Source organism: Chromobacterium haemolyticum DSM 19808 (assembly GCF_000711885.1).
In the GTDB taxonomy this organism is placed as follows: Bacteria; Pseudomonadota; Gammaproteobacteria; order Burkholderiales; family Chromobacteriaceae; genus Chromobacterium; species Chromobacterium haemolyticum.
In genome coordinates, this window is sequence record NZ_JONK01000033.1 from 1 (window position 1) to 26,287 (window position 26,287).

Sequence of the window (26,287 nt, forward strand, 5' to 3'; positions counted from 1 at the left end):
CAGCCCTTCGCGCAGGGAGTGCGGGAGATTCTGGGCGGGTATGTGACGGTACAGATCGCGAAGAGAAGCGAGCTGCATACGTTCAAGGTGATGCCAAAACGATGGATTGTGGAGCGCAGCTTCGCTTGGTTGGAAAAGAGCAGAAGGCTGTGGAAGAACTGTGAGCGGAAACTCAATACCAGCTTGCAGTTCATCCACTTGGCTTTCCTGGCTCTATTGCTCCGGAGATCGTAAACAGGTTCTTAGAGCCAGTTCAAAGTCTCGCGAGCCAGAGCGAGACAAGGCGAAAACGAGCGAAAAAGCAGAGTGTACGAGGGGTACATGAGCATTTTGATGCTTGTACTCACCGTGCAACGCTCCACGAAGCGCAGCAGACTTTGAACAGGCTCTTACTGCACCGCGGCGAAAGCCTTGGCCACATAAGGCGCGTTGGCGCGGGTCAAGCCGGCCACGCACATCCGGCCGGTACCCACCAGGTAAACGCCGAAACGCTCGCGCAGTGCATCCACCTGCGCCTGGCTGAATCCGGTGTAACTGAACATGCCGCGCTGATGGACCAGATAGGCGAAGTCCTGCTCCGGCAGCGCCTGCTTCAGCACTTCCACCAGAATGCCGCGCATTTCCAGAATGCGACCGCGCATCTCGTTCACCTCGGATACCCACAGCGCTTTCAGCTCGGCATCGCCCAATACCGTGGCGATCAAGCGCGCGCCAGTGGTGGGTGGGTTGGAGTAGTTGCGGCGCACCGTGGCCTTTAGCTGGCCCAACACCAGCTCCGCCTCGGCTTGGTTCGGACACACCACCGACAAGCCGCCGCAGCGCTCGCCGTACAGCGAGAAGATCTTGGAGAAGGAGTTGCTGACCAGGAAGGACACGCCGGCGTCGGCCATCGCGCGGATGGCGTAAGCGTCCTCATCCAAGCCGGCGCCAAAGCCCTGGTAGGCAATGTCCATGAAGGGAATCAGCTGCTTGCGCTTGGCCAGCGCCACCACCTGGTCCCACTGCGCATTGTCCAGGTCCGAGCCGGTGGGGTTATGGCAACACGGATGCAGCAGCAGGATGCTCCCGGCCGGCAGGGTTTCCAGCGTGTCCAGCATCGCCGCGAAGTTCACGCCGCGGGTTTGCGCGTCGAAATAGGGATAGCGGTTCACCGCGATGCCGGCGCCTTCGAAGATGGCCACGTGGTTATCCCAGGTGGGATCGCTAACCCACACTTGGGCGTCGGGAAAATACCGTTTGAGGAAGTCCGCGCCCACTTTCAGCGCGCCGGAGCCGCCCAGGGTCTGGATGGTGGCGACGCGGCCGGCGGCCAGCGCCGGGTGTCCCTCGCCGAACAACAATTCCTGCACCGCCTTGCGGTAGGCCGGCAGACCATCCATCGGCAGATAAGTGCAGGGCGGCGTCGGCTGAGCCGCCAGTTTGGCCTCGGCCTGCTGCACCGCGTTCAGACGCGGAATGCGGCCCTGCTCATCGTAATACAGGCCGATGCTGAGGTTGACCTTGTCGCCGCGCGGGTCCTTGCCGAAAGCGTCGACCAGCGACAGGATGGGATCGCCGGCGTAGGCGTCGACGTGCTGGAACATGCGTTTCTCCTTGAGTAGTGTGGTATCGCCTCGTGCAATCATTCAGAACCGGTTCATAGTCTGCTGCGCTTCGTGAACAGGTTCTTACGCCGCCCTCTGAACGGGGCGGTAATAACACGCTATTGTGCCAGACGGATTCAGGATCCGGCCGCCAGATCGTCACGCTTGAGCGCCAGCATCATCGCCGCGATCCAGGGCAGGATCAGCCAACCGCCCAGCACGTTAAGCGCCGCCACCAGCTTAAGCCTTGGGCTGCCCACCAGCGCCGCGGTCAGGGTAGGCACCAGGTAGGCGCCGCCCAGGGCCAGCGCATTGCCCAGATACATCGCCCATTGCTGCCATTGCGGCTCGCCGCTGTAAGCGCCGTAAGCCCACAGCGCCAAGGCCGCGGCCAGCACCGTGAAGAACAGCTTGCGCGCCATCGTCAGTATTTTCATATTCCTTCCGTTCCCGCCGCGGCGGAACACGCCGCCACAATGAAATGCCAAGCTTAATAAGACTTCCGTCCGGATGGCAAAATCAATTGCATAAATCAGACACTTTGCGCCACATTTTAATGAAACAGCGCAAGATTGATATGCATCAGGCAAGCATGGGATTCTCATTTCAACTAACGCGAACCATCTGCCTACAATCTGCTTGCCCTCACCGCCAAACCGCCGCACGCAAAGCGCGCGGCCGCCACGAGCCGTCACCCCCCGCGACTGACCGCTCCATAAGAGGAATGCATCATGACGCCGCGCCCTACCCTGCTTGCCCTGGCCACCGCCCTTGCGCTGGCCGCTCCGCTCGCCGACGCCTGCTCATCGCTGATCGTCGGCAAACAGGCCTCCGCCGATGGCTCCATCATCATCGCCCGCAACGAGGATTATTACATCAATAACTGGAACAAGCGCCTGGTGCTTCACCCGGCGCGCGCGGCGGCCAAGGAGGAAACGCTGAGCTTCAAAAACGGCCTGAAAGTGCCGGCTCCGGCACAGTTCTACCGCTACAGCGGACTGATGGACTGGAACGGCGACACCGCAGGCGGCGACGGGCTGTACGAGGAACGCGGCGTCAATGAATTCAATGTGGCGGTATCCGCCACCAATAGCGCGGAAATCAACGCCCGCGCCAAAAAAGCGGACCCCTTGCTGGACAACGGCGTGGTGGAAGCGGTGATTCCCTCGCTGATCCTGCCGCAGGCCAAGACCGCGCGCGAAGGCGTGGAGCTGCTGGGCCGCTATCTCAACCAATATGGCGCCGGCGAAGGCAACGGCGTGCTGATCGCCGATCCGAACGAAGCCTGGTACATGGAGATCGGCTCCAGCCACCACTGGCTGGCCTACCGCGTGCCTCAGGATAGTTACTTGATGGTGGCCAACGGCCTGCGCCTGCACGACATCGACCTCGCCGACCGCGCCAATGTGATCGCCAGCCCCGGCCTGGCCGAGTTCACCGCCAAACACCAGCTGCTGGCCAAAGTAGACGCCAAGCGCTTCAACTTCGCCCAGGCCTTCGGCGTCGTCGGCGACAAATACAATGTGGACCGCGAATGGCTGGGCCAGCACCTGCTGAACCCGGGGCTGCGCCAAGCCACGCGGCAGACTCAATACCCGCTGACGCTGAAGCCTGAGCGCAAAATAGCGGTGGCCGACGTGGCCAAGGTGCTGCGCGCCACCTTCCACGGCACCGCGCTGGCCAAACTGAAGGACGCGGACCGGCCGATGGGCGTGGACCGCACCATAGAAACCCACGTCATCCAGCTGCGCGCCGGCCTGCCCAAGGAGCTGGCGGCGCTGACCTGGCAATCCTTCGGCAGCCCGGCCGGCGCGGTGCTGGTGCCGATGTACGAAAACGCGATGAAGGACATCCCCGCGCCGCTGCGCGCCGGCGTGGCCACTTACGAAAGCAGCTCCGCCTACTGGGCCTTCCGCGCCAACGCCACGCTGGCCCAGGCCAAGCCGGACAAGTATCTGCCGGTGCTGGCGCAATGGCAGACGCGGCTGGAACAGCAGTTCCAGGGCCAGCAGCCGGCGGTGGACGCGATGCTGACCAGCCTCTACGCCAGCCAGCCGCAAACCGCCATCGGCTTCGCCGGCCAATGGAGCGGCGGCAATATGCTGAGCGCGGTGCAATCGGCGCGCGACGTCCAGGCCGGCCTGCTCACCGACCTGACCAAGGCCAGCGAGAAGAAGTACAGCCCGGAGGAGCTGGAAAAAATCAAAAATCTATAAGAGCCTGTTCAAAATCTAGCGAGCAAGAGCGAGACAAGGCGAAAACGGCTGAGAAAGCGGAATGGTCAAGTGGTACATGAGCATTTCGAAGCGGTACTCACCGTGTCACGCCTCACGAAGCGCAGCAGATTATGAACAGACTCTAAGCGACTAACAGCAGGGAGCGGCGCCGGCAAGCCGGTCCGCTCCCGCCAGCCCGAGCGTGTTATCTTTATGGCATTCCCCTCGCCCGGCTGGCTGCGCCATGATCCTCCACATCGACACCGACCCCGCGCGGCTGGACTGCGAGCGTATCTACCGCTACCTGTCTGAACAGTCCTACTGGGCGCGCCAACTGCCCCGCGACATCTTCGAGCGCTCGCTCGCCCATTCGCTATGCTTCGGCGCCTACGCCGCCGACGGCGAACAGATAGGCTTCGCCCGCGTGATCACCGACTACGCTACCTTCGGCTATCTGGCCGACGTGTTCGTGGTCGAAGCCTGGCGCGGCCAGGGCGTGTCCAAGCAATTGATGGCGGCGGTCAATGCCCACCCCGGCCTGCAGAACCTGCGCCGTATGCTGCTGGCCACCGCCGATGCCCACGGCCTGTACGCTCAGTTCGGTTTTGGCGCGCTGTCGCGGCCGGAGCGGCTAATGGAGCGGCTGGACGCCGAGGTTTACCAACGGCTGGCGGCGGACGCCGGAAGCGCGGCATGAGCGTGCGCAAACAGTTCTGGGCCGATCCCTACCAGACCGAGCTGCACACCACGGTGGCGCGGGTGGACGGCCCTCAGGTCTGGCTGGACGCCACCGTCTTCTACGCCTTCTCCGGCGGCCAGGAAAGCGACGCCGGCAGCATCGCCGGGCTGCCGGTGCTGCGCGCGGAGAAACAGGGCCTGGACATCGCCTACACCCTGCCGGACGGCCATGACCTGAGCGCCGGCGACGCGGTGACGGTGGCGATAGACTGGCCGCGCCGCTACCGGCTGATGCGGCTGCACTTCGCCGCCGAACTGGTACTGGAAACCATTTGCCGCGAGCTGCCCGACGCCGAGAAGATTGGCGCCCACATCGCCGAGAACAAGGCACGCATCGATTTTGCGCTGGCGCAGCCCATCACCCCTCTATTGCCCGCCATCGCCGCCAAGGTGCAGGCGTTGATAGACGCCGATCTCGCCATCGTCAGCGCCTATTCCAACGAAGCCGAGCAGCGCCGCTACTGGGAACTGCCCGGCCTTTACCGCGTGCCCTGCGGCGGCACCCATTTGCGGCGCAGCGGCGAAGTGGGAGAACTAAAGCTCAAACGCAAAAACGTGGGCCAGGGCAAGGAAAGAGTGGAAATCACGCTGGCACGGCCATGAAAAATCGGCGCGGGTGGTTTCACGTGGAACGGCGCTTTACTTCAAATCCTCAGGCCGGCAGCCTCGGCCAGTCTGCCTCGCTCAACCGCGGCCAAGCGGCCCGCTGCGGCAGGCGCGACAGCTCAACGCAGTAACGCTTCCATGCGCTCAGCAAGCCTTGCTCCTGCGCCGTCGCCAGCCCCAGCTCCTGCGCGTCCTCCAAGGGCCGGCGCTGCGCGTAAGCAGTAGCCAAGCGCTGCTGCAGCTCCTGCTGCGCCTGCGCCGTCAGCGCCGCGCGCTCTGCGTCGGCATCCACTTCCCAGGCTTTCTTGTTCCATACCGCGAAGGCCGGCGGCTCTAGCTCGGTAGCTTGCAGACTATCCGGCGTATCGCCGATTTGCACCGTCACCGGCTGCGCGCTGGCCTTGCTCCACAGCTTGAGGGCGCGGAAATCCACCGCCAGCTGCCAGCCGCCATCACGGTAGACCGCTACCTGCCGCTCCCCCGCCTGTGGCGGCTCCTGCTCGGTGGCGTTGGCCGGAATCAACCAGGTTTCCTCAACATCCAGCGGCGACAAGTCCGCCGTGGTGGTGCCCAGATACTCGCCGGTTTCCGGATGGTAGGCGTAGACGGTTTTCTGTTTGCGTTCTTGCATGGCGGTTTCCTTAGTATTTGATGCAGGCGAGCAGGGCGATGTTGCGGGGGCGGGTTTCTAATGCACCGGTACGCTCAGAGAAATAACGCCCTATTCGCAAATTGCTTATCCCAGGCCCGGAATTGTCTGCCGAAACAATGCCGTCTCCAGAGTTGTCATTGATGGTAAATGCAGCCATGTTGAACACCTCTATCGTGGTGATTCCATGCCCATGGGCCTCTATGCTTTGGGATTGAAATGAACCGAGCGCTCGCGCATTATCCACCCGCCGCCCATCATCAAAACCTCGTATAAACTCTCCACGTAAATCCGGAAGACTGAACGTCGTCGAGCCATCCCCTGCCCCATACGTTGTCCCAATCGCGGCGAACAAGGCCGGATAAGTACTACGACTGACCGGTGAGCCATCGCACTTCAACCAGCCAGGCGGCGCGTAAGGCATCGCAAAATGAGCTACCAGGCCCGGCGCACCGGACATGGTCAGCAAATTGGTGGTCGGACCGTCCTCGCATTGGGTCAGGTCCACGTAAAAACCGCGGGCCTTGACGCCATCGTTGTTAAATACACGGAACTGGTTGCCCCAGACGTCGATATTCACGTCGTTGAGCTTGGTGTCGCTTTGTGGCGCTTGCAGTTGCAGTTGGCCACCCTCCTTGCCGCCCTCGGCCAGGAAGCGAGAGTTAGGCTGAAAATCCACCCGGCCATCCATCTTGCCGCCACTCAACGGCAAGGCGTCGGTGATGCCGTAACCGGCCAACGTATTGGGCTTGCTGTTGCCTCCCCAAGCCAGCTTCTTCAGCGCTTGCAGCAACTGGTCCTTGCGCGCCGGGTCCGCGCTCTGGCCGCTGTCGCGGATCACCGTCAACAACTCGTCCTGGCTGGACTGGGCGGCGGACTGGACATTGTTCAGCCATTCCGAGGTCACCACCGTGCCCAGTTCGCCGGTGTAGGGGTTGCCGTCATGAAACAGCCCGTCCGGGCTGTTGATCGGCTTCATCGTATTTTGCATCGCGCTCTCGCTCCATTTACAGGGTTGGCCCGCTGGCCGGGCTGGCGGCTTGGGGCGGACTCCGGGCCGGGCGGGTGATTAGCAAACTACCCGCTGACCTGCTTCGCTAGTGAATCAATACAGTGATTTTGCCGGGAAGCGACGCGCGTCAGCAGTGGACGGATGTCAGTGGTGCGCGGGCAAAAAAAATGGCAATCCCGTGGGATTGCCATCACTGAAAGCGAAAGTGGTTTACGGCGCGATCGGCGCTTTGTGCACATAGCCAAGATGGTTGCCGGATACGGCCGACGGCAAGGCCAGTTGGAAGATCGAGTTATTCTCGGCATAAACATGGCTGATGCTGTAGCCGCCGCCCCACTCCGCCACCCCGGCCATGTGCACCCAGCCATCACTTGGCGTGATGCGCCTGTTCTCCATGGGCTTGCCATTACGATATTGGCCGTAATCATAGTAGATAGACCCACTGATGCAACGCAGCCAGTTCATAAAAGTGACCGGCCCTTCAGTGCCAACCCCATACGCCATCGCCACCGCCATATTCTTGCCATCAATCAGCACTGGCGAATAAGTCAATGCGGCGCACCGCAACTCGGCAATATGAAACTCGTAACCATAGCGCTTTTGATCACGTCCCATGCCATTCAGCAAGTCCAAAACTGGCTGCGCCAACTTCGGACCCGCGCCCTCATACGAGCCATTATCGTGAATGAAACGCCCCACCGAACCAACACTCTGGCTATAGGAAACAGCATGCATGGTCGTGGCAAACGGTGCGGTAATCTGGTTGGTTCGTGCCTGCACGATGCCCTCGGGCGTGAACGGATCAAAGAAACGGCCGCCATCCGCCAGCAGGTTGCGACGTGGCAGCATGGCCACGGTAATGCCATCCCGAATGCCGTAACCCGCCAGGGTGCTGGCCTTGTCGGCCTTGACCGACACCTCGGCCTTGGTGGCGCCGTCGCTAATGCCGTAGCCCGCCAGCGTGGTGGGCTTGCTATTGCCACCCCAAGCCAATTGCTTCACCGCCTGTAGCAGCTGATCCCTGCGGCTGGCGTCCAGTGTCTGGCCGCTGTCCTTGATCAGCGAGATCAGCTCTTCTTGGGCTGAGCGCGTCGCTAGTTGCAGGTTGTTCAACCAGTCGGCGCTGACAATGGTGCCCAGCTCGCCAGTGGTGGGGTTGCCGTCATGAAACAAAGCGTCCGGCGTGTTGATGGGCTTGAGTGCTTCTTGCATGGAATCGCCTCCCGCGGAAATGAAGAATCGGCCATGGCCGATGACAGGTGTCGTTACTGAAAGGATTGGAGGGGATTTTGCGGGAAGCGTGCATGGGCCGGCAGCCGACGAATGTCAGTGCGTGATGACAAAACGCCGCGGCTGTAACCACGGCGCTCTGCCTTATATCACATCGGAAATCTGTACAAAGCCGGCTTGCAACTCTTGGCGGATAGGCTCCAGCAGCGCCGCCATTTGATCGCAATTGACTTGCTTATTCTCCTGGCTGTCCTGCAGCAGCGTCATCAGTGCGTGCAGGCCCTGGTTGGCGGCGTGAACGTGGAGGATGCCATGGATCAGGCCTTCATCGGCCTGCAAGTAGCGCTGCTCCAAAAGCTTGACCAGGTCATAGACTTCGTCCTGACCAGCGGTGATGATGCGCAGTTGCTTGATCTGCTCATGCAGCTGCTGCAAGCGCGACAGTTCCAGCTTGGCGATGGGGGCCCTCATGGCTGGGCCTCTGTTGCTACGGACCGGGGATGACGAGGGTGTTGTCGGCAGAAAATAAATATATTCATTGTGGCCTCCACAAACATCTGCATAAGGATGCCTGCGCGGCACGCGCGGAAGGCGTGGGCAGGCTCATGACAAAGTGGGAGGACCGCAACAGGAACGGCAGCCCCCTTGCGGGGACTCAGTGCCATGGCCTGCCCTGCTTGCGGCAGACGCATGGACGTAGCCAGCCGCTTACCCAGCGACCGACTACCCTGTTGAAAATAGGACCTCCCAGTCCCGCGGCTGTGGATTGTCACAGCGCAAGGGCGAGAGTAAGGGGGGATGGCGGGAGCGTCAAGGCGGCGACGGGCCGGGGGCGGAGAGTACCGTAAAAACCGCTATACCCTGTGCAAAATCTGGCGAATCGCCTTTAGCAAGACATATATGGTGCGTGAGCTATAAGCGGAGCTCGTACTTGGTCCCTCCTGTTTCTGAAACGTAGCAAGGTTCTATCCCTCCTGCCCCAATGGATCAGACAACACTCCACAGTGGCTTAAGACCCGCTAACAAAACCCCTGATCCTGCGTTGCGCCTCCTTGTCGTACCACTTGTACTGCCTGCGTCGGCGCGCCTTGGCTCAGGTACGCTGCGAGGTTTTGTTAGCGGCTCTAAACAAAAAACGGCAGCGCGCGGCTACCGTTTTGATTCTTTAACTCTGGGTCAGGCTGGCTGCTTCGGCCAGTCCGCCTCCACCAGCCGTGGCCACATCGCCAACTCCGGCAAACGTGACAGCTCAACGCAGTAACGCTTCCACCCCAGCAGCCGCGCCAACTCCGCTTCCGTCGCCATGCCGATTTCCGCCGCATCCTCCAAGGGACGGCGGCTGGCATAGGCCTCGGCCATACGCTGCTTCAACTGTGCTTGAGTTTGCGCCGCCAGAGCCGCTGCCTGGGCCGCCTTGTTGATGATCCAGCCTTTGCCATCCCAAGCCGCAAACTCGCAGGGCTCCAGCAAGGTGGCACGCAAGCTGTCCGGGGTCTCGCCCAGCTTGGCCTGGACCGGTTGCGCGGTCTGCTGGCTCCACAGTTTGGTACTACGCCAATCCGGCATGACCTCCCAGCCGCCATCGCGGAATACTGCGGTCTGACGTTCCGCAACAACCGGCGGCTGTTGTTCGGTGCTATGAGCCGGCAGCAGCCAGACATCCTTTTCCAACGGAGACAGGTCCGCCTGTGTGCCCCCCAAATATTCCCCGGTTTGCGGGTGGTAAGCGTAGACGGTTTTGTTTTTGATTTCTTGCATGAGGGTCTCCTTAGAACTTGATGCAGGCAAGCAGAGCGACGTTGCGGGGACGTGTGGAAAAAGCCCCATTATCTCCACCGCCAGGGACAGCAGAGGCAGCTGCAACGTAGAAAGTGGTATTGCTCAGATCCGTGGGTGTTTTGTTGCCCTCGACATTGGTGGACCACCCCTCCGTATTCCAAGCCCCGATGGCGGAAGTACCTACCGGATAACTTCCACTCAACTTGTCGATCAAATTGCGAATGTAGGTAGGATTCTGAGATGCCCCCAGATTACGTCCCGCATCGACCCCTCTCCCATCATCCCAACCACGGATGAATTCCCCTCGCAAGTCAGGCAGATTAAACGTAGTCGCCCCATCCCCAACGCCGAACCTGGTGCCTATCGCCGCGAATAAAGCGGCGTATTCGGTTCGGCTTACCGCGGTGCCGTTGGCCTTCAGCCAGCCCTCCGGCGCATCGCCCGTGGCAAAGTAGGCGACTTGCCCGGTCAGATGGCCGTCATGTATCAAGGTATGCCAGGGGTTCCAGCGCTTGGCGTCGTCGTTGCGGGTACGAAAACGCATGGTGCTTCCCCGCTGATAGTCGGCAGTCAGTTGGCAGGAGTAGTCAATCTGGCCTCCCAGCCCACCAAAGGCAATGAACGGGCCGGTAACGCCGCTGGAGGTGCCATAGTTGAATCCCATTTCCCCGCCGGTGATAGAGGTATCCAGAGAGGTCCCATCCTGCGGATCAATACGGAAACGGCGCTTTTTGAGAAACTGTCCATCGTTCCCGGCATGCCATACCCGGAACTCATTCCCCGTAGCTTCCTTCAACACCAGTGTGTCATCGCCATAGTTCATGTGTACCAAGGCCACCGCGCTATATCCCGGCCGATGCAGGCCTAAAGATGGGAAATCCACGCCGGCGGAGCGCAGTTCCATCGTGCCGCTGCTGAATATATTTGCGTCGTAGTTATTCGGTGTGGTCTTTTGAACATGCACGGTCTGCGGGGTAGACAACGCCAAAGTATTGATACCGTAACCCGCCAGCGAATCGGCCTTATCCGCCTTGCCGGCCAGCTTGTTGGTGATGGTGGCGGCGAAGTCCTTGTCATTGCCCAGCGCCGCAGCCAACTCCTGCAAGGTATCCAGCGCGCCCGGCGCGCCGTTGACCACGCCATCCACCGCGGCCTTCAACTCGGCCTTGGTCGCGCCATCGGTAATGCCGTAACCGGCCAACGTGGAAGCGGCGTCGGCCTGTTTCTGCCACTGCGCCCAATTACCCAAGTAACAACAGCGGTACCAGATGCCAGCATTGTTATAAGCCTGATAGCTCTGATACACCATCTCCTCATCGGCATAGACTTGCAACTTGCCCGCATAGGGCATTGGATAGTTCTTGCCGCTGGTAGCTTTGGCGTTTTCACGCTGATTATAGATGCCGGGAGCGATCATATCGTTCAGATCCACCACACCCAACGCCGGTTTCAACGGCAAAGCGTCAGTGATGCCATAGCCTGCCAACGTAGTTGGTTTGTTGTTGCCGCCCCAGGCAATCTGCTTGACCGCCTGCAGCAGTTGGTCCTTGCGCTTGGGATCGGCGCTCTGGCCGCTGTCCTTGATCACGGCCAGCACTTCGTCCTGAGTGGCCTGCGCGGCGGACTGCATGCCATTCAGCCATTCAGCGCTGACGATGGTGCCAAGTTCGCCACTGACCGGGTTGCCGTCGTGAAACAACTTGTCAGGCGTGGGAATGGGCTTGATGGTTTCTTGCATGAGGCGCTCCTGAGGAAAAGGATAAAGAGCACAGGCTCCCGCCCGCTGAGGACGGGGCTGTGAGGGGAAGGGGGATACGGCGGGAGGGGCCGCGCGGGAGCGCGGTTTAAGGCTGGTAGGCGAAGTAAACGTGGGTGTGGGCCGGCTTGAGGTCCTTGAACAGGTCTTCCAGCCGCGGATCGCCGAAGGTGGTGAGACGCTCCCCCGCCAGCGACTGGCCGGCGCGGAAGAAGTACGGCCGGGTCTTGGCGCCGAACACGGTGACTTGCCACACCCAGGGGATGTCAGCCGTCCACAGCTGCTGACCGGCGCGGTTGATGCCGGCGCGGAAGGGCTGCGGCTCGCTGATGGCGATGCGGTAGCCCATGCCAGCCGCCAGCCGGGTGAAGTACGGGATGGACAGGCCGCCGGTTTCCGCCAGCTTGGCCAACACCGCCTGCTGGCGCTGCTGGTAGGGCGCGTCCGTCGGCGGGGTCAGCCCGCAAACCCGCTCCCAGTCCGGCAGCAGGCCTTCGGCCAGCAGCGGCGTGGTGGCGCCCACCAACTGCCGGGCGCTGTTCTGCGCCCGGTCCAGCGCCGCGCCTTCGCTGCCCAGTTCGGCTTGCAGCCGCGGCCCGTCAGGACTGTAGCTGACCGGCGGCAGCAAGCGCGTCAGTAGTTCGCTATGCGGGGTTTGCGGGCTCATTGCATCCCCTTCACCGTGAGTTTGCCCAGGCGCAGCCATTCCACCGTTGTTTCGTTTACCGTCGGCTCGATATTGACGCCAGGCGACAGCAGTTGGCGGTCCACCACGCCGGGCAGGTCGGAGATCAAAGCCTCCAGCCTGCTCTTGTACAGCTTGCTGCCGGGGGCCAGGCTGGAGAAGTGGGCGGCCAACACCTGGCGCAGCGGTTCGGTAAGCGCCTGGAGCGTGGTGCCGTCCACCGCCAGCCCCACTTCAATGTCCACCGGCCGCGGTGTGGGCGCCAGCACCAGGCAGTTTTTGGCGGTGACGGGGCGCAGGTCTTCAATATGGGCTTGCACCGCGGCCAGGGTGTCGGCCGAAGGCAGGCTGTTCTGGGCTGTGATCACCACGTCCACGGTGCCTAGGCCTCGGCGCAGCGGGTAGACGTAGGCGGCGGACACGCCCGGCACTTCCAGCGCCCAGCGGCGGTAATCGTGGCGGTTGCCGCCCGCCGGCGGACGACGGATCAGTTCCAACAGCCGCGCCAGCAGGGCGGCGTCGTCCTCTTCGTCCACGCCGCCGTCCATGTTGACGAAGCTGACGCGGCTAGCCAGGCCGCTGGGCGCGGCCATCAGTTCGGCAACCGTGCCGGCCGGCACGTTGCCGGCCAGGCCGGGCAGATCGGCAGCCACCGCCACGCGGGCCTGGCCATCCACATCCAGCTGGCCGCCGGCCTGAGTGGTGTAGAGCTGCTCGCCCAGCCGTACTTTCAGGCCGGCGGCGAAACCCGCGCCGGGATTGCCGCTCAGTTGCAACAGGCCCTTGGCCGCCACCGGAGGCTTGCGGCTGAGGCCCCGCACACGGGCGTGCTGTTCCAGATAGTCGCGGTCGGCGCTGTCCGGAAAGATCTGGCGGGCGATCCAGCTTTGATGCTGGTACAAGCCTTCCACCGCGCTGGCGACCGAACTGGCGCGCACGTAGAAATCGCTGTCGGGGCCGACGTCGGCGTCGGCGCGCAGGTTTTGCAGATCGCGCAGCAGCGCGCCGCGTATGGTTTCAAAATCCGGGGTGGACAGGGGCATCAGGCTATCCTCACGTGGTGTTGGAAATGTCGGGTCTGGCCGCCGGCCTCTTCCACTTCGACCAACAGCAGCAAACGGCCGCTGCCGGGACGCTGCGCCTCAACGCCGACACGGCGAGCGCGGCCGTCGCGCAATAGCGGCTGCAAGGCTTGCTCGGCGTATTGGCAGGCCAGCAGGTCGATCTGGCTGCTGTCCTTGCTGCGGGACAACAGGTGCAGGCGGGAACCGAGTTCGGGATCGGCCCACCAACCACCCAGCGGGGTCATCAACCTCAGGTAGACGGCGTTGGCCAGGGTGTCGGTGGCGCCGCCGGCGTAATCGCCGGTAATGGGGTCCAATAGAGGGTCCATGGCGTTATTTTCCGGGTTTGAAAGGATTGGGGATAAGGGACGCGGGTCAGTGCCGGCAGGCGTTCCACCAAGCGATATCAACGGCGCTCTTGGCGAAAACGGCAGAAGAAACTGAATGCATGTAGGGTAAGTTTTCAACGCTGTATCGCTGACGCGCAGCAGATCGTAAACAGGTTCTTACAACGGCGGACTGGTCGTACCATGCACGCCGTTATGCTGGTGGCCCACCAGACTCTTGCCTCCGGCCACCACGTCGCCGCTCACGGTGACGCTGCCCTTGACGCTGGCGCCGTTGCCGCCCTGAATGGCCATCCCGCCGTTGCCGTTGATCTGGCCTTGGGCCACCAGCTGCGCGCTGGTGCTGAGCGTGGGGGTGGTGAAGCTGGCTTGTTCACTGGCGTTGACCTGCCAGTTCTTGCAACGCAGGCTGAAGGTGTCGCACTCCACCTCAATCAAGCGGCCACGCTTGAGCACGATCTTGCTGCCTTCGTCGCTGTACAGCGCCACTTCGCCGGGTTTGAGCTGTTTCAGCCGGTAGCTGCCGTGCTCGGTGGCGATCACCACGCCGTGACTGCTGCGCCCGCCCAAGGGCAGCACTACCGCCATGCTGCCCGGCGGCGGATTGGCGCTGTAGCCGTAGTGTTGAAACAGTTCTGCGTCCTGCAACTGCTCGCCGGCCAAGGCGTCGGCCTGCACGGTTTGCACATCGCCGGCGCTGTCCACGCGGGTCAGCACCGCGCGAAAGCCTTGCCTCACATTGCTGAAGGCGCGGCGGATTCTTTGGTCTACGTCATTCCACATCGTTTCAACCTTTCTATCGTCAGCGTTTGTGCATCGCCGGCAGCCAGCGGCCGTCCTCTTTCAGCGTCAGCCGGGTGGTGCAGCCCTGCCCGCGCCCGCCGCTGAAGGTGCGCGCCATCAGGAAATAAGTGCAGCCCTTGATGCCGTGCGGCTCGCTTTCCACCTGGATGCGCTGCCCGGGGGTCCACAACTCGCCGGCGCTGTTGCGGTGGCCGGCCACGGTGGCGCTGAGGGTGTAGCCGGCCAGCCGCGCGTCGGCCAGCATTTTGTCCGCGCGCGCCGCCAGTTCCGCCGGGTTGGCGGCGTCCGGCTCCACCACGATGCGCGGTTTGTGATAGCGGACATCCGGGTCCGCGGACTGGTGCTTGAGATCGTGTCTGCCCGGGGTCAAGGCCTGACGGTGGCCCTGGCCCAGCAGGGTTAGCTGCGAGTAGCGCGGCGCGTGGGAGCGGGTTTCCATCAGGCTGAGCACATTGTTGCCCTTGCCGTCGCGGCGCAAGATCAGCTTGGCCTTGGCCGGCGCGCTGTAATCCGGGCCGCCCACCACCAGAGTGCCGTCCGGATCGAACCAGGCGACGAGGCCGTTGGCCGCCGCGGCGCGGGTGAGCACGTCCCAGGCGCTGTTGCCCGGATCCACGCTGATTTTCTCGATCTGGCCATTGCCCTTGGCGTCCACGCGCAGGCGGCTGACGCCCAGCGGCTTGATCACGTTCTCCAGCACATCGCTCAACGTCATGCCCTTGCCGGTAAGCAACGGCGCGCTGCAGTCCAGCAACATGCCGGCCAGGTCCCGGCCCGACAGCGTCAGCTGATGGCTGCCGGCGCTTATGCTGTGGCTGATGTCGTCCACGCGCCCCAGCAGCACGACGTCCGCGCCCACCAGCACTTTGACCTCGGCACCAGGCTCCACCGCCGGCGGCACCTCGCCGCCGGGCAGGCCCAGCGACACCTGCCAGGCGTCGGCGGCCACGGTCAGATCGGAATCGATGCTGTACTGGGTCCAGTAACGATGGGTCTTGCCGGCGATCTGCAGACTGACCTCGTTTTTGTCCGACGCGGGCTTAGCGGGCGTAGCCATGGATCAGCTCTCCTGCTTGCAGATGGTTGGGATGCGCCAGCTGCGGATTCAAGCGCAGCAGTTCGGCGGCGCGGCCGCTGTCGCCGTACCACAGGTGGGCCAGCTGACGCAGATTGGCGGCGGACTCCACTTTACGGGTAACGATGGGCGGTTTGGCGGCCACCAGGCCGGCGGCGCTGCGTTGCACCTGCAGGCCCAAATCCCGCAGGCTTTCAATCACCTGGCGCGCGTCCTCGCCCGGCAGCGCCTTGCGCCATTGCTCTATGGTTTGTTGCAGCGTGGCGCGCACGTCGCCCGCCACTTGCTCCAGCGCCGGCGGCGTCAACGTGGGTTGTGCGGCTTCCGAACGGAACAGGTCGGCGGCGGCGTTCGCCATTGAGGTGGATACCGTCAGTTTGAGCAAGGCGTCGATGCGAATCTCGTCCTCGGTCCATACTTCCAGCGCCTTACCGGCTTGGTTCAAGGTATCGGACGCGCGGCCGATTTTCTTGGACACGCCGTTGAGCCTGTCCTTCATCGCGTTCCAATCAGCCAGAGTGGCCTGCGGCAGCTTGGCTTCCGCCTCCCACTTCAGGCCCGGCCAGATATCCAGTTTGACGCCAAAACGCCAATTGGCGACCTCGTCCACCAAGGACGTCACCTGGCCGATGAAGGCTTGCGGGTAGGCCAACAAGTCCACCACCTGGGCAATGCCTTGCTGCGCCATGCCGGCAAGCTGCCGCACGGTGTCGCTCAAGCGCACGCGCAGCGCGCCCAGGCGAGTCAGCGCCGTATTGGCGTTTTGCAACAGGCCCTGAGCCTTGGCGAAGGCCTCGCCGCCCAAACTGCGCGCCTTGGCCGCCAAGGCGCTGATGGCCTCGACCTGCTGCAGGGGATGCTGGCTGGCGAAAAAGGGATTGCCCGGCGTGGCCTCCACCCAGTTCACTTCCACCGTGCAGGAGTCCGGCGCGTCGGCCTCGTGACTGATCTGGTAATCCAGCACCTGAGCCTTGGGCATGCTGCCAAATACCGGGTGAATCAATTCGCCCGGCCCGGCCTGGTCCAGCGCGGCGACAAAGTCACGTAGCCGCTGCTGATAATCGCGGCCCCAGAAGAAGACGCTAAGCGATACCTTGCGCGCCTTGCGGCCCAGGTCTTCTACGTCGGCGCCGTCCAGATAAGGGTATTCGTGCATCGCCTGGTCTCGCTGGGCGCTGTCCACGCTGCGCAGGCATTCAAAGCGCACACCACGAAAACTGGCGTCCACCAGCGCGCCGGCGGCGGAGCCGGTAAACAGACCGAGATTGAACATCAGCTTCTCCTTTGTTGTTGGCTATTGGCGGCGTTGACGGCGGCGACGATATTGCCGTTTTGGACGTCGACGGTGACTTGGATGGGTTGGGACAGCACACTGCTGAGCTGAGCCAGGGTAGATTGGAGCTGGCTAAGAAGCGCTTGTAATGCAGGGACCTCTTGATCTACCTTTGCCGCCATTGCCGTGGGATTGCCTCCCTTAACAGCATTTACAGCCTCTGAGCTTGGGGTCGCCCTTTTATTTGCTGCAATGGCTTTGCCGGCTGCAGGTTTGTTCCCCGCAGGCTTGGGTGTCACAGCCTTAGCTGGCTTGCCAACTGAAGCCGGTGGCTTAACGATTTCAGCAGGCTGTTTCGATGGCTTTTGCTCTATCGATTTATGGCCGTTAGAAGAAACTTCGATTCTTCCTTGTTTAAAGCCTTCCACCTTTTTCATGCCATCTAGCAAAGCTTCAAACTCGTTGGGCTTCAGATCCTTAATCTTTTTCCCATGTAAATCCAAGTTCCGACTTGCAGCCAACTTATGAATATTTTTTGCATAAGCAGCCACATCTGCCGTTCCTGAGTAATCGGAAATTGCATATTTTGGCAACATTTGCTCAATGGTTTTATTGCCATGTTGTCTAGTCAACAATTGAGACTTCGCTGCACGTCCAGCAGCCTCTGTTTCAAAGATGGCATTCCCCCACTGATCAAGGTCTATTACACCCTGATAGCGTTTACTTGCATCAGAGAGGGCTTGTTTTTTACTGCGCTTACTCTTATCTGTTTTATCAGCACTTCCGGCATAACCGAATTTCAGGTTACCGGGGTTATTATTACGCCATGAGACAGTGCCATCACTTCTGGTTTGCACTGAGCCATCTTTCATTTGATAAGTTCGAGTCTTACCAACGCTGGAAAGCAAGCCGACAATAGTTTGAGACTCACGACTATTTCCTGACCTTGTCACGCCAGCTTTAGGTGAGGTATCAGCTTCTTTTTTTATTGCAGCAATAGGTTTTTTTTCTTTCCCAGCCAAAATATTAAGCTGTTCTGACACATGATCAGAAGAGTGTCTGTTCTCAACTTGGTCAATAGCTGCACTTAGCAGTTGACCTGTCACCCCCCCTACAATAGCGCCTGGTATTTTTTGCTTCCACGTCATCTCTGCTTTCGGCAACGTAGTTTTTGACCCTAGATGCGGCCCAGTCAAACCAGAAACGGCACTACCATCAACCACATAGTTTTTAAACGTCTTCGGCATGCCTTTCCCTACTGCAGGCAAGCCCAAACTCTTATTCTTTTCTTTATACTGCGGAGTTTTAACCACAGCACCTGCAGCAGCAGGATCTATCGTTGCTCCATCAAAGCCAAAAGATTGGGATACTGCTTGTGCAATTGCGCCACCTAAAGAGTGTCCTGTTACTAGAATATTTGCATTTTCCCCAGCTTCTTTTTTTATCTGCCGTGCAAAATCCATCCCCTGGCGAAACTGTTCATCATAACGTCCACGTGCAATGTTTAAATCAGCTCCTGACACATCTCCTAAATCATCTGTTCCACGGTATGCAATCACTATTTGACCATCATTTTTATTACGAAACGAGACAGCGGCGAAGGAACCCTCTACTTTAGGCCATAGATTTAGCTCCCAATCTTTAAACTTCGGATCGCTTGCTAGCGCTTTAACAATGGTTTCTTCATCCTTGTAGGCTAGTTTAGAAAACTCTCCGAGCAATGCATCGTTTCTAACAGATGAAGTCATTTAACCCCCAAGCATAGCCATGGCAAGCCCATGTTTGGACTTGATATTTAGAAGTATTGAAGCGCGTAGAATAAGCCGGCTCGGTGGAAAAAATTCCACCGGCCAAGCTAAACAGTTACTTCATTTAATTACTCAATGATTTTACGCAGCGACAACAGCTTGATATCGCGACGCGCTTCGCTTTCCACGCCGTATTTTTCGCCCACTTCCAGCGTGAAGCAGTCCAGGTAACTGGTGCGCTTGCCGCCTGGCGCTGCGGGGAACTCGGTCAGCTTGGCGCCTTCGATCGCTTCCCAGTCCAGCTCGCCGGACAGCGGGATGGAGACGGTGACGGACAGCTCGTATTCCGAGATGCCGCGCGCGAAGCCGCGGGCGCGGCCGCTGCTGTTCATGGTTTTCACCAGCTTGCGGCCGGTCTTGCTGCTGACGTTCAGATCAATGACGTCGATTTCCTGGCCGTTGACTTCCAGTACGATCGAACCTGCGTATTCTTTCAAAGCCATGTGAATGTCCTTTTCGGTTTCATGTGGGCGGCCCGGCCGGTTTGGCGGCGGGCAGCCGGATCAAGCGTTAACGGGGAAAACTTGGTCCGCTCGGGTAAAAGCGCAGGGGTCAGCCGCGCCGCCGCGGACCGTGGGTTTGCTACGGCAAGGCGACGCAGAGCACCCGGCGCGTTTACCCCGCGCCGCTTACAGCAGCAGATCGATGCGGCCGGCGAACACATGCAGGCCGTTGACCACGTCCACCGGGATCTTGGCGTCCAGACGGTTCACGTCTTGCGCGTCGCGCTCGACGATCAGGCCGTCCTTGTTCGCTTCCACCGCCTCGATGATTTCCAGCTCTTCCAGCTTGTAGAGCACGTCCAGCAGCTCAGAGCGGACCTTGGACGGGGTGCGGTCGGACAGCTTCTCGCGCGGGAAACGCAAGGCCACGCGTTCGCGGCAGGCGCGGCGCACGTAGTCCAGGGTGCGGATCGTGGTCAGATCCAGCAGCGACACATCGTCCACGCCCTGGGCGTCCTTGGTGTAAGTGCTGATGGAGCGCACGATCTGCACGCGTTCGCCCGGGCCTACTTCCAGCGGAGTCACGCCGTTGTAGAGCGCGTTTTCCTGCTCGGTGCGGCTGGTGCGGGCGGCCAGTTCCACTACGTCCAGGCCTTTGAGTTCCAGGGTATTCAGCGGACGGGCCGGATCTTCCTCGCTGGCGATCACCGCGGCGTAAGCGGCGGCCAATTCGCCCGGCAGCTTGGAGGAACCGCGATACCAGGCGGCGCTCACGCGGCCGCAGGCCAGTTTGGACGCGACGGCGCTGACTTCCGACAGCGCGCCGACGGCGCCGACCACGCCGATGGCGCCGCGTTGCTCCATAGGGCCGGACACGAAGTCCAGATGGGTGCGCAGCGCGGTGAAAGCGGCGTCGTTATTGAACGGGTTGACCACAATGTGGTGGCCGCCGCTCACCACGGCAGCCAGCGCCGGAGCAATGTCCGGATCGGCTGCGCCGCCCTTCATCGCGCCCACGGTGATGCCAAGACCGGCAATCTGTTCCTGCGCTTTCAGCGTGATGGCGTTGCCTGCGGCGCCCTTGTGACGGGCGGTGAGGGTCAGCACTTCCTTGGCGACCGCGGCGGTCACCGGCAAATCCGCCAACTTATCTACAGCGGCCTTGGCGGCGGCGGCGATTTTGGCGGCGTCGTCGCCGGCGGCCACGGCCACGTCGATACGGCGGCCGCCGATAAACAGGCTGGCCACGCCGGCGCCGGTGGCCGGGCCGGTAAAGGTGAAGGAGCCGACGGCGGCGGCGGCGCTGTCCGCGTCGTCAACCGAGATCACGCTCAGTTGCAGATAGGGGTTGGCGTTGATGGCGGCGCGGGCCAGCAGGTGGGCGTAGGAGCCGCGGCCGAAAGCCTGGGCGGCCTGCTCGTCGCTGAACACGTCCAGCGCGGCCAGAGCCGGCTGAGCGGCGTCGGCGAAACGCTGGCCGATCACCAGTACGCGTTGCGGGTTGCCCGGCAGGGTGCGCACCGCCAGCTTGGTGTTGAACTCAAAGTATTTGCCCGGCTTGCGGATGGACGCCGGAATCTGGTCGAAGCTGATGTTGGGGCTGGCCATAAAGTATGGGCTCCTGATTGATGCGGTTGGGGAAAAGTCGCCGCGCCGGACGGCGCGACGGGATGCTGCGAAAAATCAACTAACGGGCGGCTTGGGCTGCAGCACGACATCCTGGGCTTTGACGCCCGGCTTGCCGTCCAAGCGATAATCCAGCCGGGTGCTGCGCCATTCGGCGGCGGTGCCTTCCAGCCGACCGCCAAAGCGGGCGAACAACTGGTCCGGATCGGCCTCGCCCTGAGGCGACGGCCAATGGCCGTTGTCCAGCGCTTCGTCCAGCCAGTGAGTGGCGAAATCGCAGGCCACTAGGCTCCACGGTTCGCCGTCGCGCTGCGCCTGGCCCAGAGGGCGCACTTGCTCGGGCATCAAGGGCGACACCGCCAGGCCGAAATCCTGAGCCGCCAGCAAGCGGCGCACCGCGTAAACCAGCTGCCAGACGCCGGCGCCGGCGTAGCCGCGATCCGCCTGCAGCCGATCTCCGACAATGACGGTGAAACGGGCCTGCGTCTTGTAGCGCTGGCGTTGGCTGGCCGAGGGCTGGCAGGCGGTGACGCCGCCGGCTACGGTCCACAAGGCCGGCAAGCGCGCCAGCGCCTGCGGATTCAGGCCCGGACTGCCCGCCGCCGGCGTCAGCCGGCTTTGGTGACGGCCTTGCGCCAGATCCAGCCCGCAGAGCCCGGTTTCGTCCAAGTCGGCCGCCACTTCGCGCACCATGCGGCCCAGACCCTGGCGCAGGCGGTCGGCGATGGCGTCTTGCAGTTGGATCAGCTGGGACATGATTTCCTCAATGATTCATCGGTTTATCGATAAGGCTATTGTCTCGCGCCCGCGGTTGTGGGCTTAGCTGAGCGATGTCAGTGGAATGGGCTAGCCGCGGGCGCGGCCGGGGAGGATCAGGCCTTGATGCAGGCCAAGAGGGCTATGTTGCGCGGGCGAGCTGCGCCGACCGAGCTGACGTAGTTGCTCAGCGCGCCCTTGACGCCGGTTACGTAGTGCATTTCCAGGCCTGGGTAGCCCGCCAGGTCTGGAACATCCGCGCCGAAGGCGGCGGTGCCGGCGGCGGCCTGCCCTGTGCCCACATTGGTGCTGATGTTGTAGAGCTCGTTGTCGCTGAAGTACTCGTTGACGGCGACCAGAGTGCCTTTCTGCGCACTGCCGAGCTTGCGAGCCAGATCCACGCCGCGCCCATCATCCCAGCCGCGGATGAACTCGCCACGCAGGTCGGGCAGTTGAAACAGCTCCGTGTGTTCAGGGCGAGAGGAGCCGGTCTGCTCGCTAGGCGGAGTGAACTCGACCAGATAGCGGCATTTCTTGGAGATCATCCAATCCTGAAAGTAGCCGCCGGCAGAGTCGGCGTAAACCGGGTCGTGACCATCTACTGAAAACACAATGGTGTTGTCCGGAATATTGACCTTCAGCTCAGTCTTCAAGCTCCACACCAGCTTGCCGTCGACAAAGAGTCGATAGGTCGCGCCGTCGTAACACAGCGCGATGTGGTACCAGCGGGTCTCGGGAAAAGTATTGGCCAGGCCCTGCACGCCTTCACAGATGAAACCGGAGCCTGGGCCGGCCAGCCAAACCATTGGTGCCTTGGTCTGCGAGTGGATACCTAGGCCGATCTCGCCCCAAGGCGCCGAAGCGTTCATGCCGAAGACCCAATTGGGATGACCGGTGAACATCGGGTAATGCCAGCCTTCAATGGTGAAAGCATCCGGGTTGAACTTGCTTTGTACAGTGAAACGGGCGTAATTGCCCTTGGCCTTGGTTTGCAGACTGGTTTTACCGAATTTGCTTTGTTCGGAGCTCTGGCTCGCGGAGCCTACCAGCACTGCCTCTTTACCGCTGACCAGATCGATCAGTTTGTTGCGATCGTCAAACTTGAGCAGCGCTTGGATATCCGCGTCCATTTCCTTATTAGCGAACATGTCGCCAATGGCTTGGTACAAGGACGCGTACTGCTGTTTGGACACCAGCGTGCCATCCGCCTTGAGCCAGCCTGCCGGCGCTTCCTTTCGGGCGAAATACTGGATGGCGCCGCTCGGAACCGAAGCGCCCGAGTTTGCGCCGTCGTTGCAGCAGCCCTGATTCATTTCGATACGCACGGGGTTGGTTTCAGCTTGCCCCAGGACATTGACCTGGAATTGCGGTTTGATACAGACAGTCGTGTTCGACATCTGATTCTCCTTCTCTGGGTTAATTGAATACGTTGAAGAATCGGCATCGCGCCTTGGCGTTGTTACCGACTTGAAGCGCGTGGATGAGGATAGGAAAATGGCTTGGAATCGGCGTCGAAATGCTCGTGCCGCATTTGCGCCAAAGCTGTTTGCAAGCTCAGTGGATCAAGCGCTTGAGAAATTCCCCCAGCAGCGTCACCGCCAACGCGGACAAAGCGCCGGACATGGCGCCGCTGCGCGCGGCCTGGACTTCGACGTCTCGCAGGCGGCCATCCAGTTCTTCCAGTTTTTTGTCTTGTTTGGCGAGGTGCGCCACGATCATGTCGAGCTTGCCTTCTATGCGGCCCAGGGCCATCAGATTGTCATGTTCCACGTGAAACCCACCTTTCAGCCTTCGGCCAGTTGTTGGCAAATCACGCAGCGGGTGCAACTGGGCATGATTGCCCTGCGCGCGGACGAGATGGGGTCGCCGCAATCCTCGCAGTGGCTGTAGCCGGCCTGATCAAACTGTTGGTAATGACGGGCAATGGCTTGCTCGCGGAACTCGGTCTCCAGCTCGCTGGCCCGATCGAAAAAATCGCTCATGGTTATGGTCCTTCGGAAGTAAACAGCCCGCCGAGCGCCGTCAGCCTTTGTTCCAGCTGTTGGCACCAGGCGCCGTAGTCGGCGGCATGAGCCAGGAGGTCTGCTGCCGGTAGCCCGGCGCCGGCGGCGGCGGCTTGATTGGGATTTGCAATAGAAACGGAGTCGGTTGCGGACATTGAGGGGGCGGAATAACCGAGGACTTGCCGGTAGAGGCGCAGGCTGTCAGGGCCAAGGCCGCCATAGCGGCCGCCATCCTGTTGCACGACATATTCGATCCTTTGTTTCTGGTCTTGCAGCCGCTGCTGCAGATCCTGTTGTTGACTCAGCAAGCGCGCTTCTTGCCGGCCCAGCAGTTCGCGCAAGCGTTGCTGCTGTTGCAAAGCGGCCTGCAATTGCCGTTGGGCGCGCTCGGCCTCGGCGGCCTGACGGCCTTGATCCGCCGCCCGCTGTTCGGCCAAGCGCGCGCGCCAGCCCTCCGCGCCGTGGCGCAGCCCCAGCGGATAGGCCAGGCACGCCGCCAACAACGGCGGCAGCAGCCAGCTTCCCAGCTTCAACCATGCGGGCACCGGGCCCATCAGCGGCCGCCTCGATCCCGCCAGGCGGCGATCAGACGCAAACCCGCGGAGTAGCCGCCGACAATGCCGAGATAAATCAGCCAGATATCCGCGCCCAAGGTGCCGCGCAGCCCTTCCACCACGAACAACAGCGTGGCGGCCGCGCAGGCGATGTTCGCCCACAGCCGAGAATGGCTCAGCCGGCGGCCGCCGGGCCGGGTCAGCAAATCGGACAGACGCATCATTTCTTCTCCTTGTCGAGGCTGGTCGAATTCAACTCAAAGTGGGGAAACTCGCGGAACGGCGCGTCGGCCCTGCCGTACCAGTTCAGGCCCAGCGCGGCGCCGATCTCGCCCATCACCTGCCAGTGCGGATGGTGGGCGTCCCAGACCGGCTTGCCGCCGATCAGCGGGACTACGTCGAAAGCTCGCGCCGCCGGACTGCCGTGCAACATGGCGTTGTGCGCGGACTGGCCCGCGCGGGCGTTGGTCACCTTCGGCCCAGGCCGGGAACGGCCCTGAGCGAACAAGGCGTCCTGTTCCGCGCCGGAACGCCAGGTGCAGGTGATCAAGGCCTCAACGCCGGCGTCGCGGCAGCGCCGTACAAACGCCTCGGCCAAGGGTTGCAACTGCGGATGCAGGTCGGAAATAGCTCTGCTGGCCATGAAGACTCCTTGTTGTTGACGAAACGTGGCACATTGGCCGGCCGTCATGCGCGGCGCGCGCGCAGCCCTGCCAGGCATGGACGGAACCGGCTAGAAACAAACAGGAGAAATCGGAAGAGAGGGGGAGGCGGCGTATAGCCTTAATGCAGATCTTGGCTGGGCGTTTTCAGCACGCGCCACACCATGCGGTCGCTCAGTTGGAAGCGGATGGCCAGCACGCTGACCGCCTCGTTGGCGCCCAGGCCTTGCTCCAGCAGTTGGTCGAAGTCATTCAACAACTGCTGATTGCGCGCCAGACGCAAGGCCTGGCTGCAACGCGGCACGTACAGGATGTCGCCGCCAAAGTGATGAGTCAGGCTGGCGGCGGCGTCTTCGCCTATCACTTCCACTAAAGCGGCAAAACGCAACTGACCCGCCTTGCTTTGGTTTTTGGAAATGGGCAAGGTAGTGCCGCCCAAGGCCTGCACCAGTTGCAAGGTGCGCGGCAAGCCGATCAGCTCAGCCACCAGGCGCATGGTTTCGGGCAGGGCCGGGGCGATATTGGCTACGGTCATCGCGGAGATCTCCTAGGAATCACGGGACAAAGACGATAAGTTCTAAATGAGTTATAATTAATCAAGGCCAAGCACGCCATTTGCATTTAGAACTGCTGTTCTAAACACGGGCAAGCCCATGAATTATATTGAAATCGGATGTGTTGGCAGCCCCTGAGACACATGACTGGCTGAACCCCGGTTACTTTTGAACTTTTCTCGAATTCATAAGTGCTATTTTAGTTCAAAACATAAAACTGATCAATTAGTACGATGTCACTCCCTGTCCTTTTGTACAGGGCATTTGACCGGGCCGTGGCGCCGGCCTAGCACGCCAAATGGAGTTCTACATGGAAAAAAACTTGGAACAGAGTGACTTCAAACAGCGGCTGGAACTGCTGATTGGGGCGGAGAAGCCCTACGCCTGGGCTACCCGCATTGGAATCAACAAAGGTTCGTTCACCAATATGTGGTATCACGGCGGCGTGCCGCGCGCAGCCACCGCCAGCAAGATCGCGGAGGCTAGCGGGTGCAGGCTAGAGTGGCTTTTGCACGGTAGCGGCCCGCAGTACGACGCAGCCCCTCCGCCCGGCGCGTCCATCCGACTAGAACGAGATCCGGATTGTTTTGTACCGGACAACGTTCATGAAGAGTTCTGTTTTATCCCGCGCTATAACCTGAAAGCCTCGGCCGGCTTCGGTTCCAATGCCAGCGAAGAAGCGCCGATGTTCTATATGGCGTTCCGAAAATACTGGATCAAGAACCACCTGAACGCCTCCGCCCGGGATCTGGCGGTAATCAGCGTCAAGGGCGACAGCATGAGCGGCGTGCTGGAGGACCGCGATACCATCTTGGTCAACACCGCCGAACACTCTCCCGGCGAAGGGCTTTACGTGATCCGCATGGGCGACGACATCTTCGTCAAGCAGTTGCAACGTTTGCCAGGCGGCGCGGTGCAGGTTCGCAGCGCCAACCCCTTGTACGAGACCTTTACCGTGGACTTGCAGCGCAATACCGGCGAGTTCGAAGTCATCGGCCGCGTGGTCTGGTTTGGGCGGCAGATTGGCTAAGAGCCGGTTTGCGCTTCGCTTAGCGTCACACGGT

30 protein-coding genes are annotated in these 26,287 nt (G+C 61.3%); 5 read left to right on the forward strand and 25 right to left on the reverse strand.

Annotated features, from left to right (window positions below):
• Nucleotides 1–234: transposase (locus BR71_RS16725; protein WP_043640126.1), on the forward strand; the 234-nt coding region annotated here is incomplete at its 5' end.
• A gap of 155 nt (nucleotides 235–389) precedes the next feature.
• Here the strand turns inward: BR71_RS16725 and BR71_RS16730 are convergent.
• Together BR71_RS16730 and BR71_RS24495 are read right to left on the reverse strand one after the other, a co-directional pair.
• A complete protein-coding gene (locus BR71_RS16730) occupies nucleotides 390–1,583 on the reverse strand; it encodes an amino acid aminotransferase (protein ID WP_043640141.1) in 1,194 nt (397 codons plus the stop codon).
• A 137-nt stretch (nucleotides 1,584–1,720) separates the two neighbouring features.
• The gene (locus BR71_RS24495; protein WP_157222248.1) at nucleotides 1,721–2,020 is read right to left on the reverse strand and encodes a superinfection immunity protein; all 300 of its coding nucleotides are present in this window, start codon (nucleotides 2,018–2,020) and stop codon (nucleotides 1,721–1,723) included.
• A 294-nt stretch (nucleotides 2,021–2,314) separates the two neighbouring features.
• Between BR71_RS24495 and BR71_RS16740 the strand changes: the two genes are divergently transcribed.
• From BR71_RS16740 to BR71_RS16750, 3 genes are all read left to right on the forward strand, one after another.
• Nucleotides 2,315–3,799 carry a C69 family dipeptidase gene (locus BR71_RS16740; RefSeq protein WP_043640144.1) on the forward strand — a complete coding sequence of 495 codons (1,485 nt, stop codon included), beginning with the start codon at nucleotides 2,315–2,317 and terminating at the stop codon, nucleotides 3,797–3,799.
• Between the two features lie 244 nt (nucleotides 3,800–4,043).
• Entirely contained in the window at nucleotides 4,044–4,496 is a 453-nt protein-coding gene (locus BR71_RS16745; protein ID WP_043640147.1) for a GNAT family N-acetyltransferase, read from the forward strand.
• Nucleotides 4,493–5,140 carry an alanyl-tRNA editing protein gene (locus BR71_RS16750; RefSeq protein ID WP_043640150.1) on the forward strand — a complete coding sequence of 216 codons (648 nt, stop codon included), beginning with the start codon at nucleotides 4,493–4,495 and terminating at the stop codon, nucleotides 5,138–5,140. The genes BR71_RS16745 and BR71_RS16750 overlap by 4 nt, the downstream gene beginning before the upstream one ends.
• A gap of 49 nt (nucleotides 5,141–5,189) precedes the next feature.
• Here the strand turns inward: BR71_RS16750 and BR71_RS16760 are convergent, their stop codons facing one another.
• From BR71_RS16760 to BR71_RS16875, 23 genes are all read right to left on the reverse strand, one after another.
• Entirely contained in the window at nucleotides 5,190–5,774 is a 585-nt protein-coding gene (locus BR71_RS16760; RefSeq protein WP_052370725.1) for a tail fiber assembly protein, read from the reverse strand.
• A 10-nt stretch (nucleotides 5,775–5,784) separates the two neighbouring features.
• The gene (locus tag BR71_RS23045) at nucleotides 5,785–6,783 is read right to left on the reverse strand and encodes a tail fiber protein (protein ID WP_081862712.1); all 999 of its coding nucleotides are present in this window, start codon (nucleotides 6,781–6,783) and stop codon (nucleotides 5,785–5,787) included.
• A gap of 231 nt (nucleotides 6,784–7,014) precedes the next feature.
• Nucleotides 7,015–8,016 carry a hypothetical protein gene (locus BR71_RS16770; protein ID WP_043640152.1) on the reverse strand — a complete coding sequence of 334 codons (1,002 nt, stop codon included), beginning with the start codon at nucleotides 8,014–8,016 and terminating at the stop codon, nucleotides 7,015–7,017.
• Nucleotides 8,017–8,178: 162 nt separating this feature from the next.
• Nucleotides 8,179–8,505, reverse strand: coding sequence for a hypothetical protein (locus tag BR71_RS16775; RefSeq protein ID WP_043640161.1), 327 nt, complete (start codon nucleotides 8,503–8,505; stop codon nucleotides 8,179–8,181).
• 705 nt (nucleotides 8,506–9,210) lie between these two features.
• Nucleotides 9,211–9,792 (reverse strand): tail fiber assembly protein, encoded by a 582-nt coding sequence (locus BR71_RS23050; RefSeq protein ID WP_052370728.1) that lies wholly within the window; start codon nucleotides 9,790–9,792, stop codon nucleotides 9,211–9,213.
• Between the two features lie 10 nt (nucleotides 9,793–9,802).
• Nucleotides 9,803–11,551 carry a tail fiber protein gene (locus tag BR71_RS24845; RefSeq protein WP_081862714.1) on the reverse strand — a complete coding sequence of 583 codons (1,749 nt, stop codon included), beginning with the start codon at nucleotides 11,549–11,551 and terminating at the stop codon, nucleotides 9,803–9,805.
• 106 nt (nucleotides 11,552–11,657) lie between these two features.
• Nucleotides 11,658–12,236, reverse strand: a complete 579-nt coding sequence (locus BR71_RS16800; protein WP_043640164.1) for a YmfQ family protein — start codon at nucleotides 12,234–12,236, stop codon at nucleotides 11,658–11,660.
• Entirely contained in the window at nucleotides 12,233–13,297 is a 1,065-nt protein-coding gene (locus tag BR71_RS16805; protein WP_043640167.1) for a baseplate J/gp47 family protein, read from the reverse strand. The genes BR71_RS16800 and BR71_RS16805 overlap by 4 nt, the downstream gene beginning before the upstream one ends.
• Nucleotides 13,297–13,647 (reverse strand): phage GP46 family protein, encoded by a 351-nt coding sequence (locus BR71_RS16810; RefSeq protein WP_043640171.1) that lies wholly within the window; start codon nucleotides 13,645–13,647, stop codon nucleotides 13,297–13,299. Before BR71_RS16810 ends, BR71_RS16805 begins: the two co-directional genes overlap by 1 nt.
• Nucleotides 13,648–13,824: 177 nt before the next feature.
• The gene (locus tag BR71_RS16815) at nucleotides 13,825–14,448 is read right to left on the reverse strand and encodes a phage baseplate assembly protein V (RefSeq protein ID WP_043640174.1); all 624 of its coding nucleotides are present in this window, start codon (nucleotides 14,446–14,448) and stop codon (nucleotides 13,825–13,827) included.
• 19 nt (nucleotides 14,449–14,467) lie between these two features.
• Nucleotides 14,468–15,526, reverse strand: a complete 1,059-nt coding sequence (locus BR71_RS16820) for a phage baseplate assembly protein (protein WP_043640186.1) — start codon at nucleotides 15,524–15,526, stop codon at nucleotides 14,468–14,470.
• Nucleotides 15,510–16,817: a DNA circularization protein gene (locus tag BR71_RS16825; protein ID WP_043640188.1), complete on the reverse strand. Its 1,308-nt coding sequence runs from the start codon at nucleotides 16,815–16,817 to the stop codon at nucleotides 15,510–15,512. The genes BR71_RS16820 and BR71_RS16825 overlap by 17 nt, the downstream gene beginning before the upstream one ends.
• Nucleotides 16,817–18,565, reverse strand: a complete 1,749-nt coding sequence (locus BR71_RS23735; protein ID WP_081862715.1) for a Tle-like phospholipase domain-containing protein — start codon at nucleotides 18,563–18,565, stop codon at nucleotides 16,817–16,819. The genes BR71_RS16825 and BR71_RS23735 overlap by 1 nt, the downstream gene beginning before the upstream one ends.
• 128 nt (nucleotides 18,566–18,693) lie before the next feature.
• On the reverse strand, nucleotides 18,694–19,068 hold the full coding sequence (locus BR71_RS16830; RefSeq protein WP_043640192.1) for a hypothetical protein: 375 nt from the start codon (nucleotides 19,066–19,068) through the stop codon (nucleotides 18,694–18,696).
• 186 nt (nucleotides 19,069–19,254) lie between these two features.
• Nucleotides 19,255–20,676, reverse strand: a complete 1,422-nt coding sequence (locus BR71_RS16835) for a phage tail sheath C-terminal domain-containing protein (RefSeq protein ID WP_043640195.1) — start codon at nucleotides 20,674–20,676, stop codon at nucleotides 19,255–19,257.
• Nucleotides 20,677–20,751: 75 nt separating this feature from the next.
• Nucleotides 20,752–21,450, reverse strand: a complete 699-nt coding sequence (locus BR71_RS16840; protein WP_043640198.1) for a DUF1834 family protein — start codon at nucleotides 21,448–21,450, stop codon at nucleotides 20,752–20,754.
• Between the two features lie 116 nt (nucleotides 21,451–21,566).
• The gene (locus BR71_RS24850) at nucleotides 21,567–22,847 is read right to left on the reverse strand and encodes a tail fiber protein (RefSeq protein WP_052370729.1); all 1,281 of its coding nucleotides are present in this window, start codon (nucleotides 22,845–22,847) and stop codon (nucleotides 21,567–21,569) included.
• Between the two features lie 157 nt (nucleotides 22,848–23,004).
• Nucleotides 23,005–23,220, reverse strand: coding sequence for a hypothetical protein (locus tag BR71_RS16850; protein WP_043640201.1), 216 nt, complete (start codon nucleotides 23,218–23,220; stop codon nucleotides 23,005–23,007).
• 14 nt (nucleotides 23,221–23,234) lie between these two features.
• Nucleotides 23,235–23,432, reverse strand: a complete 198-nt coding sequence (locus BR71_RS16855; RefSeq protein ID WP_019102035.1) for a TraR/DksA family transcriptional regulator — start codon at nucleotides 23,430–23,432, stop codon at nucleotides 23,235–23,237.
• A gap of 2 nt (nucleotides 23,433–23,434) precedes the next feature.
• Nucleotides 23,435–24,007, reverse strand: a complete 573-nt coding sequence (locus BR71_RS16860; protein ID WP_052370731.1) for a hypothetical protein — start codon at nucleotides 24,005–24,007, stop codon at nucleotides 23,435–23,437.
• Nucleotides 24,007–24,231, reverse strand: coding sequence for a hypothetical protein (locus BR71_RS16865; RefSeq protein WP_227105798.1), 225 nt, complete (start codon nucleotides 24,229–24,231; stop codon nucleotides 24,007–24,009). The genes BR71_RS16860 and BR71_RS16865 overlap by 1 nt, the downstream gene beginning before the upstream one ends.
• On the reverse strand, nucleotides 24,228–24,650 hold the full coding sequence (locus tag BR71_RS16870; RefSeq protein ID WP_019102032.1) for a M15 family metallopeptidase: 423 nt from the start codon (nucleotides 24,648–24,650) through the stop codon (nucleotides 24,228–24,230). Before BR71_RS16870 ends, BR71_RS16865 begins: the two co-directional genes overlap by 4 nt.
• A 140-nt stretch (nucleotides 24,651–24,790) precedes the next feature.
• Nucleotides 24,791–25,204, reverse strand: a complete 414-nt coding sequence (locus BR71_RS16875; RefSeq protein WP_019102031.1) for a Mor transcription activator family protein — start codon at nucleotides 25,202–25,204, stop codon at nucleotides 24,791–24,793.
• Between the two features lie 329 nt (nucleotides 25,205–25,533).
• Here BR71_RS16875 and BR71_RS16880 point away from each other — a divergent pair, with 329 nt between their 5' ends.
• Nucleotides 25,534–26,253: a S24 family peptidase gene (locus tag BR71_RS16880; RefSeq protein WP_043589245.1), complete on the forward strand. Its 720-nt coding sequence runs from the start codon at nucleotides 25,534–25,536 to the stop codon at nucleotides 26,251–26,253.
• The last annotated feature ends 34 nt before the right edge of the window (nucleotides 26,254–26,287 follow it).

Bases quoted from the DNA above. Each gene is read 5' to 3' on its own strand.
- BR71_RS16730 (WP_043640141.1), bottom strand. From the start codon at position 1,583: ATGTTCCAGCACGTCGACGCCTACGCCGGCGATCCCATCCTGTCGCTG.
- BR71_RS24495 (WP_157222248.1), bottom strand. From the start codon at position 2,020: ATGAAAATACTGACGATGGCGCGCAAGCTGTTCTTCACGGTGCTGGCC.
- BR71_RS16740 (WP_043640144.1), top strand. From the start codon at position 2,315: ATGACGCCGCGCCCTACCCTGCTTGCCCTGGCCACCGCCCTTGCGCTG.
- BR71_RS16745 (WP_043640147.1), top strand. From the start codon at position 4,044: ATGATCCTCCACATCGACACCGACCCCGCGCGGCTGGACTGCGAGCGT.
- BR71_RS16750 (WP_043640150.1), top strand. From the start codon at position 4,493: ATGAGCGTGCGCAAACAGTTCTGGGCCGATCCCTACCAGACCGAGCTG.
- BR71_RS16760 (WP_052370725.1), bottom strand. From the start codon at position 5,774: ATGCAAGAACGCAAACAGAAAACCGTCTACGCCTACCATCCGGAAACC.
- BR71_RS23045 (WP_081862712.1), bottom strand. From the start codon at position 6,783: ATGCAAAATACGATGAAGCCGATCAACAGCCCGGACGGGCTGTTTCAT.
- BR71_RS16770 (WP_043640152.1), bottom strand. From the start codon at position 8,016: ATGCAAGAAGCACTCAAGCCCATCAACACGCCGGACGCTTTGTTTCAT.
- BR71_RS16775 (WP_043640161.1), bottom strand. From the start codon at position 8,505: ATGAGGGCCCCCATCGCCAAGCTGGAACTGTCGCGCTTGCAGCAGCTG.
- BR71_RS23050 (WP_052370728.1), bottom strand. From the start codon at position 9,792: ATGCAAGAAATCAAAAACAAAACCGTCTACGCTTACCACCCGCAAACC.
- BR71_RS24845 (WP_081862714.1), bottom strand. From the start codon at position 11,551: ATGCAAGAAACCATCAAGCCCATTCCCACGCCTGACAAGTTGTTTCAC.
- BR71_RS16800 (WP_043640164.1), bottom strand. From the start codon at position 12,236: ATGAGCCCGCAAACCCCGCATAGCGAACTACTGACGCGCTTGCTGCCG.
- BR71_RS16805 (WP_043640167.1), bottom strand. From the start codon at position 13,297: ATGCCCCTGTCCACCCCGGATTTTGAAACCATACGCGGCGCGCTGCTG.
- BR71_RS16810 (WP_043640171.1), bottom strand. From the start codon at position 13,647: ATGGACCCTCTATTGGACCCCATTACCGGCGATTACGCCGGCGGCGCC.
- BR71_RS16815 (WP_043640174.1), bottom strand. From the start codon at position 14,448: ATGTGGAATGACGTAGACCAAAGAATCCGCCGCGCCTTCAGCAATGTG.
- BR71_RS16820 (WP_043640186.1), bottom strand. From the start codon at position 15,526: ATGGCTACGCCCGCTAAGCCCGCGTCGGACAAAAACGAGGTCAGTCTG.
- BR71_RS16825 (WP_043640188.1), bottom strand. From the start codon at position 16,817: ATGTTCAATCTCGGTCTGTTTACCGGCTCCGCCGCCGGCGCGCTGGTG.
- BR71_RS23735 (WP_081862715.1), bottom strand. From the start codon at position 18,565: ATGACTTCATCTGTTAGAAACGATGCATTGCTCGGAGAGTTTTCTAAA.
- BR71_RS16830 (WP_043640192.1), bottom strand. From the start codon at position 19,068: ATGGCTTTGAAAGAATACGCAGGTTCGATCGTACTGGAAGTCAACGGC.
- BR71_RS16835 (WP_043640195.1), bottom strand. From the start codon at position 20,676: ATGGCCAGCCCCAACATCAGCTTCGACCAGATTCCGGCGTCCATCCGC.
- BR71_RS16840 (WP_043640198.1), bottom strand. From the start codon at position 21,450: ATGTCCCAGCTGATCCAACTGCAAGACGCCATCGCCGACCGCCTGCGC.
- BR71_RS24850 (WP_052370729.1), bottom strand. From the start codon at position 22,847: ATGTCGAACACGACTGTCTGTATCAAACCGCAATTCCAGGTCAATGTC.
- BR71_RS16855 (WP_019102035.1), bottom strand. From the start codon at position 23,432: ATGAGCGATTTTTTCGATCGGGCCAGCGAGCTGGAGACCGAGTTCCGC.
- BR71_RS16860 (WP_052370731.1), bottom strand. From the start codon at position 24,007: ATGGGCCCGGTGCCCGCATGGTTGAAGCTGGGAAGCTGGCTGCTGCCG.
- BR71_RS16865 (WP_227105798.1), bottom strand. From the start codon at position 24,231: ATGATGCGTCTGTCCGATTTGCTGACCCGGCCCGGCGGCCGCCGGCTG.
- BR71_RS16870 (WP_019102032.1), bottom strand. From the start codon at position 24,650: ATGGCCAGCAGAGCTATTTCCGACCTGCATCCGCAGTTGCAACCCTTG.
- BR71_RS16875 (WP_019102031.1), bottom strand. From the start codon at position 25,204: ATGACCGTAGCCAATATCGCCCCGGCCCTGCCCGAAACCATGCGCCTG.
- BR71_RS16880 (WP_043589245.1), top strand. From the start codon at position 25,534: ATGGAAAAAAACTTGGAACAGAGTGACTTCAAACAGCGGCTGGAACTG.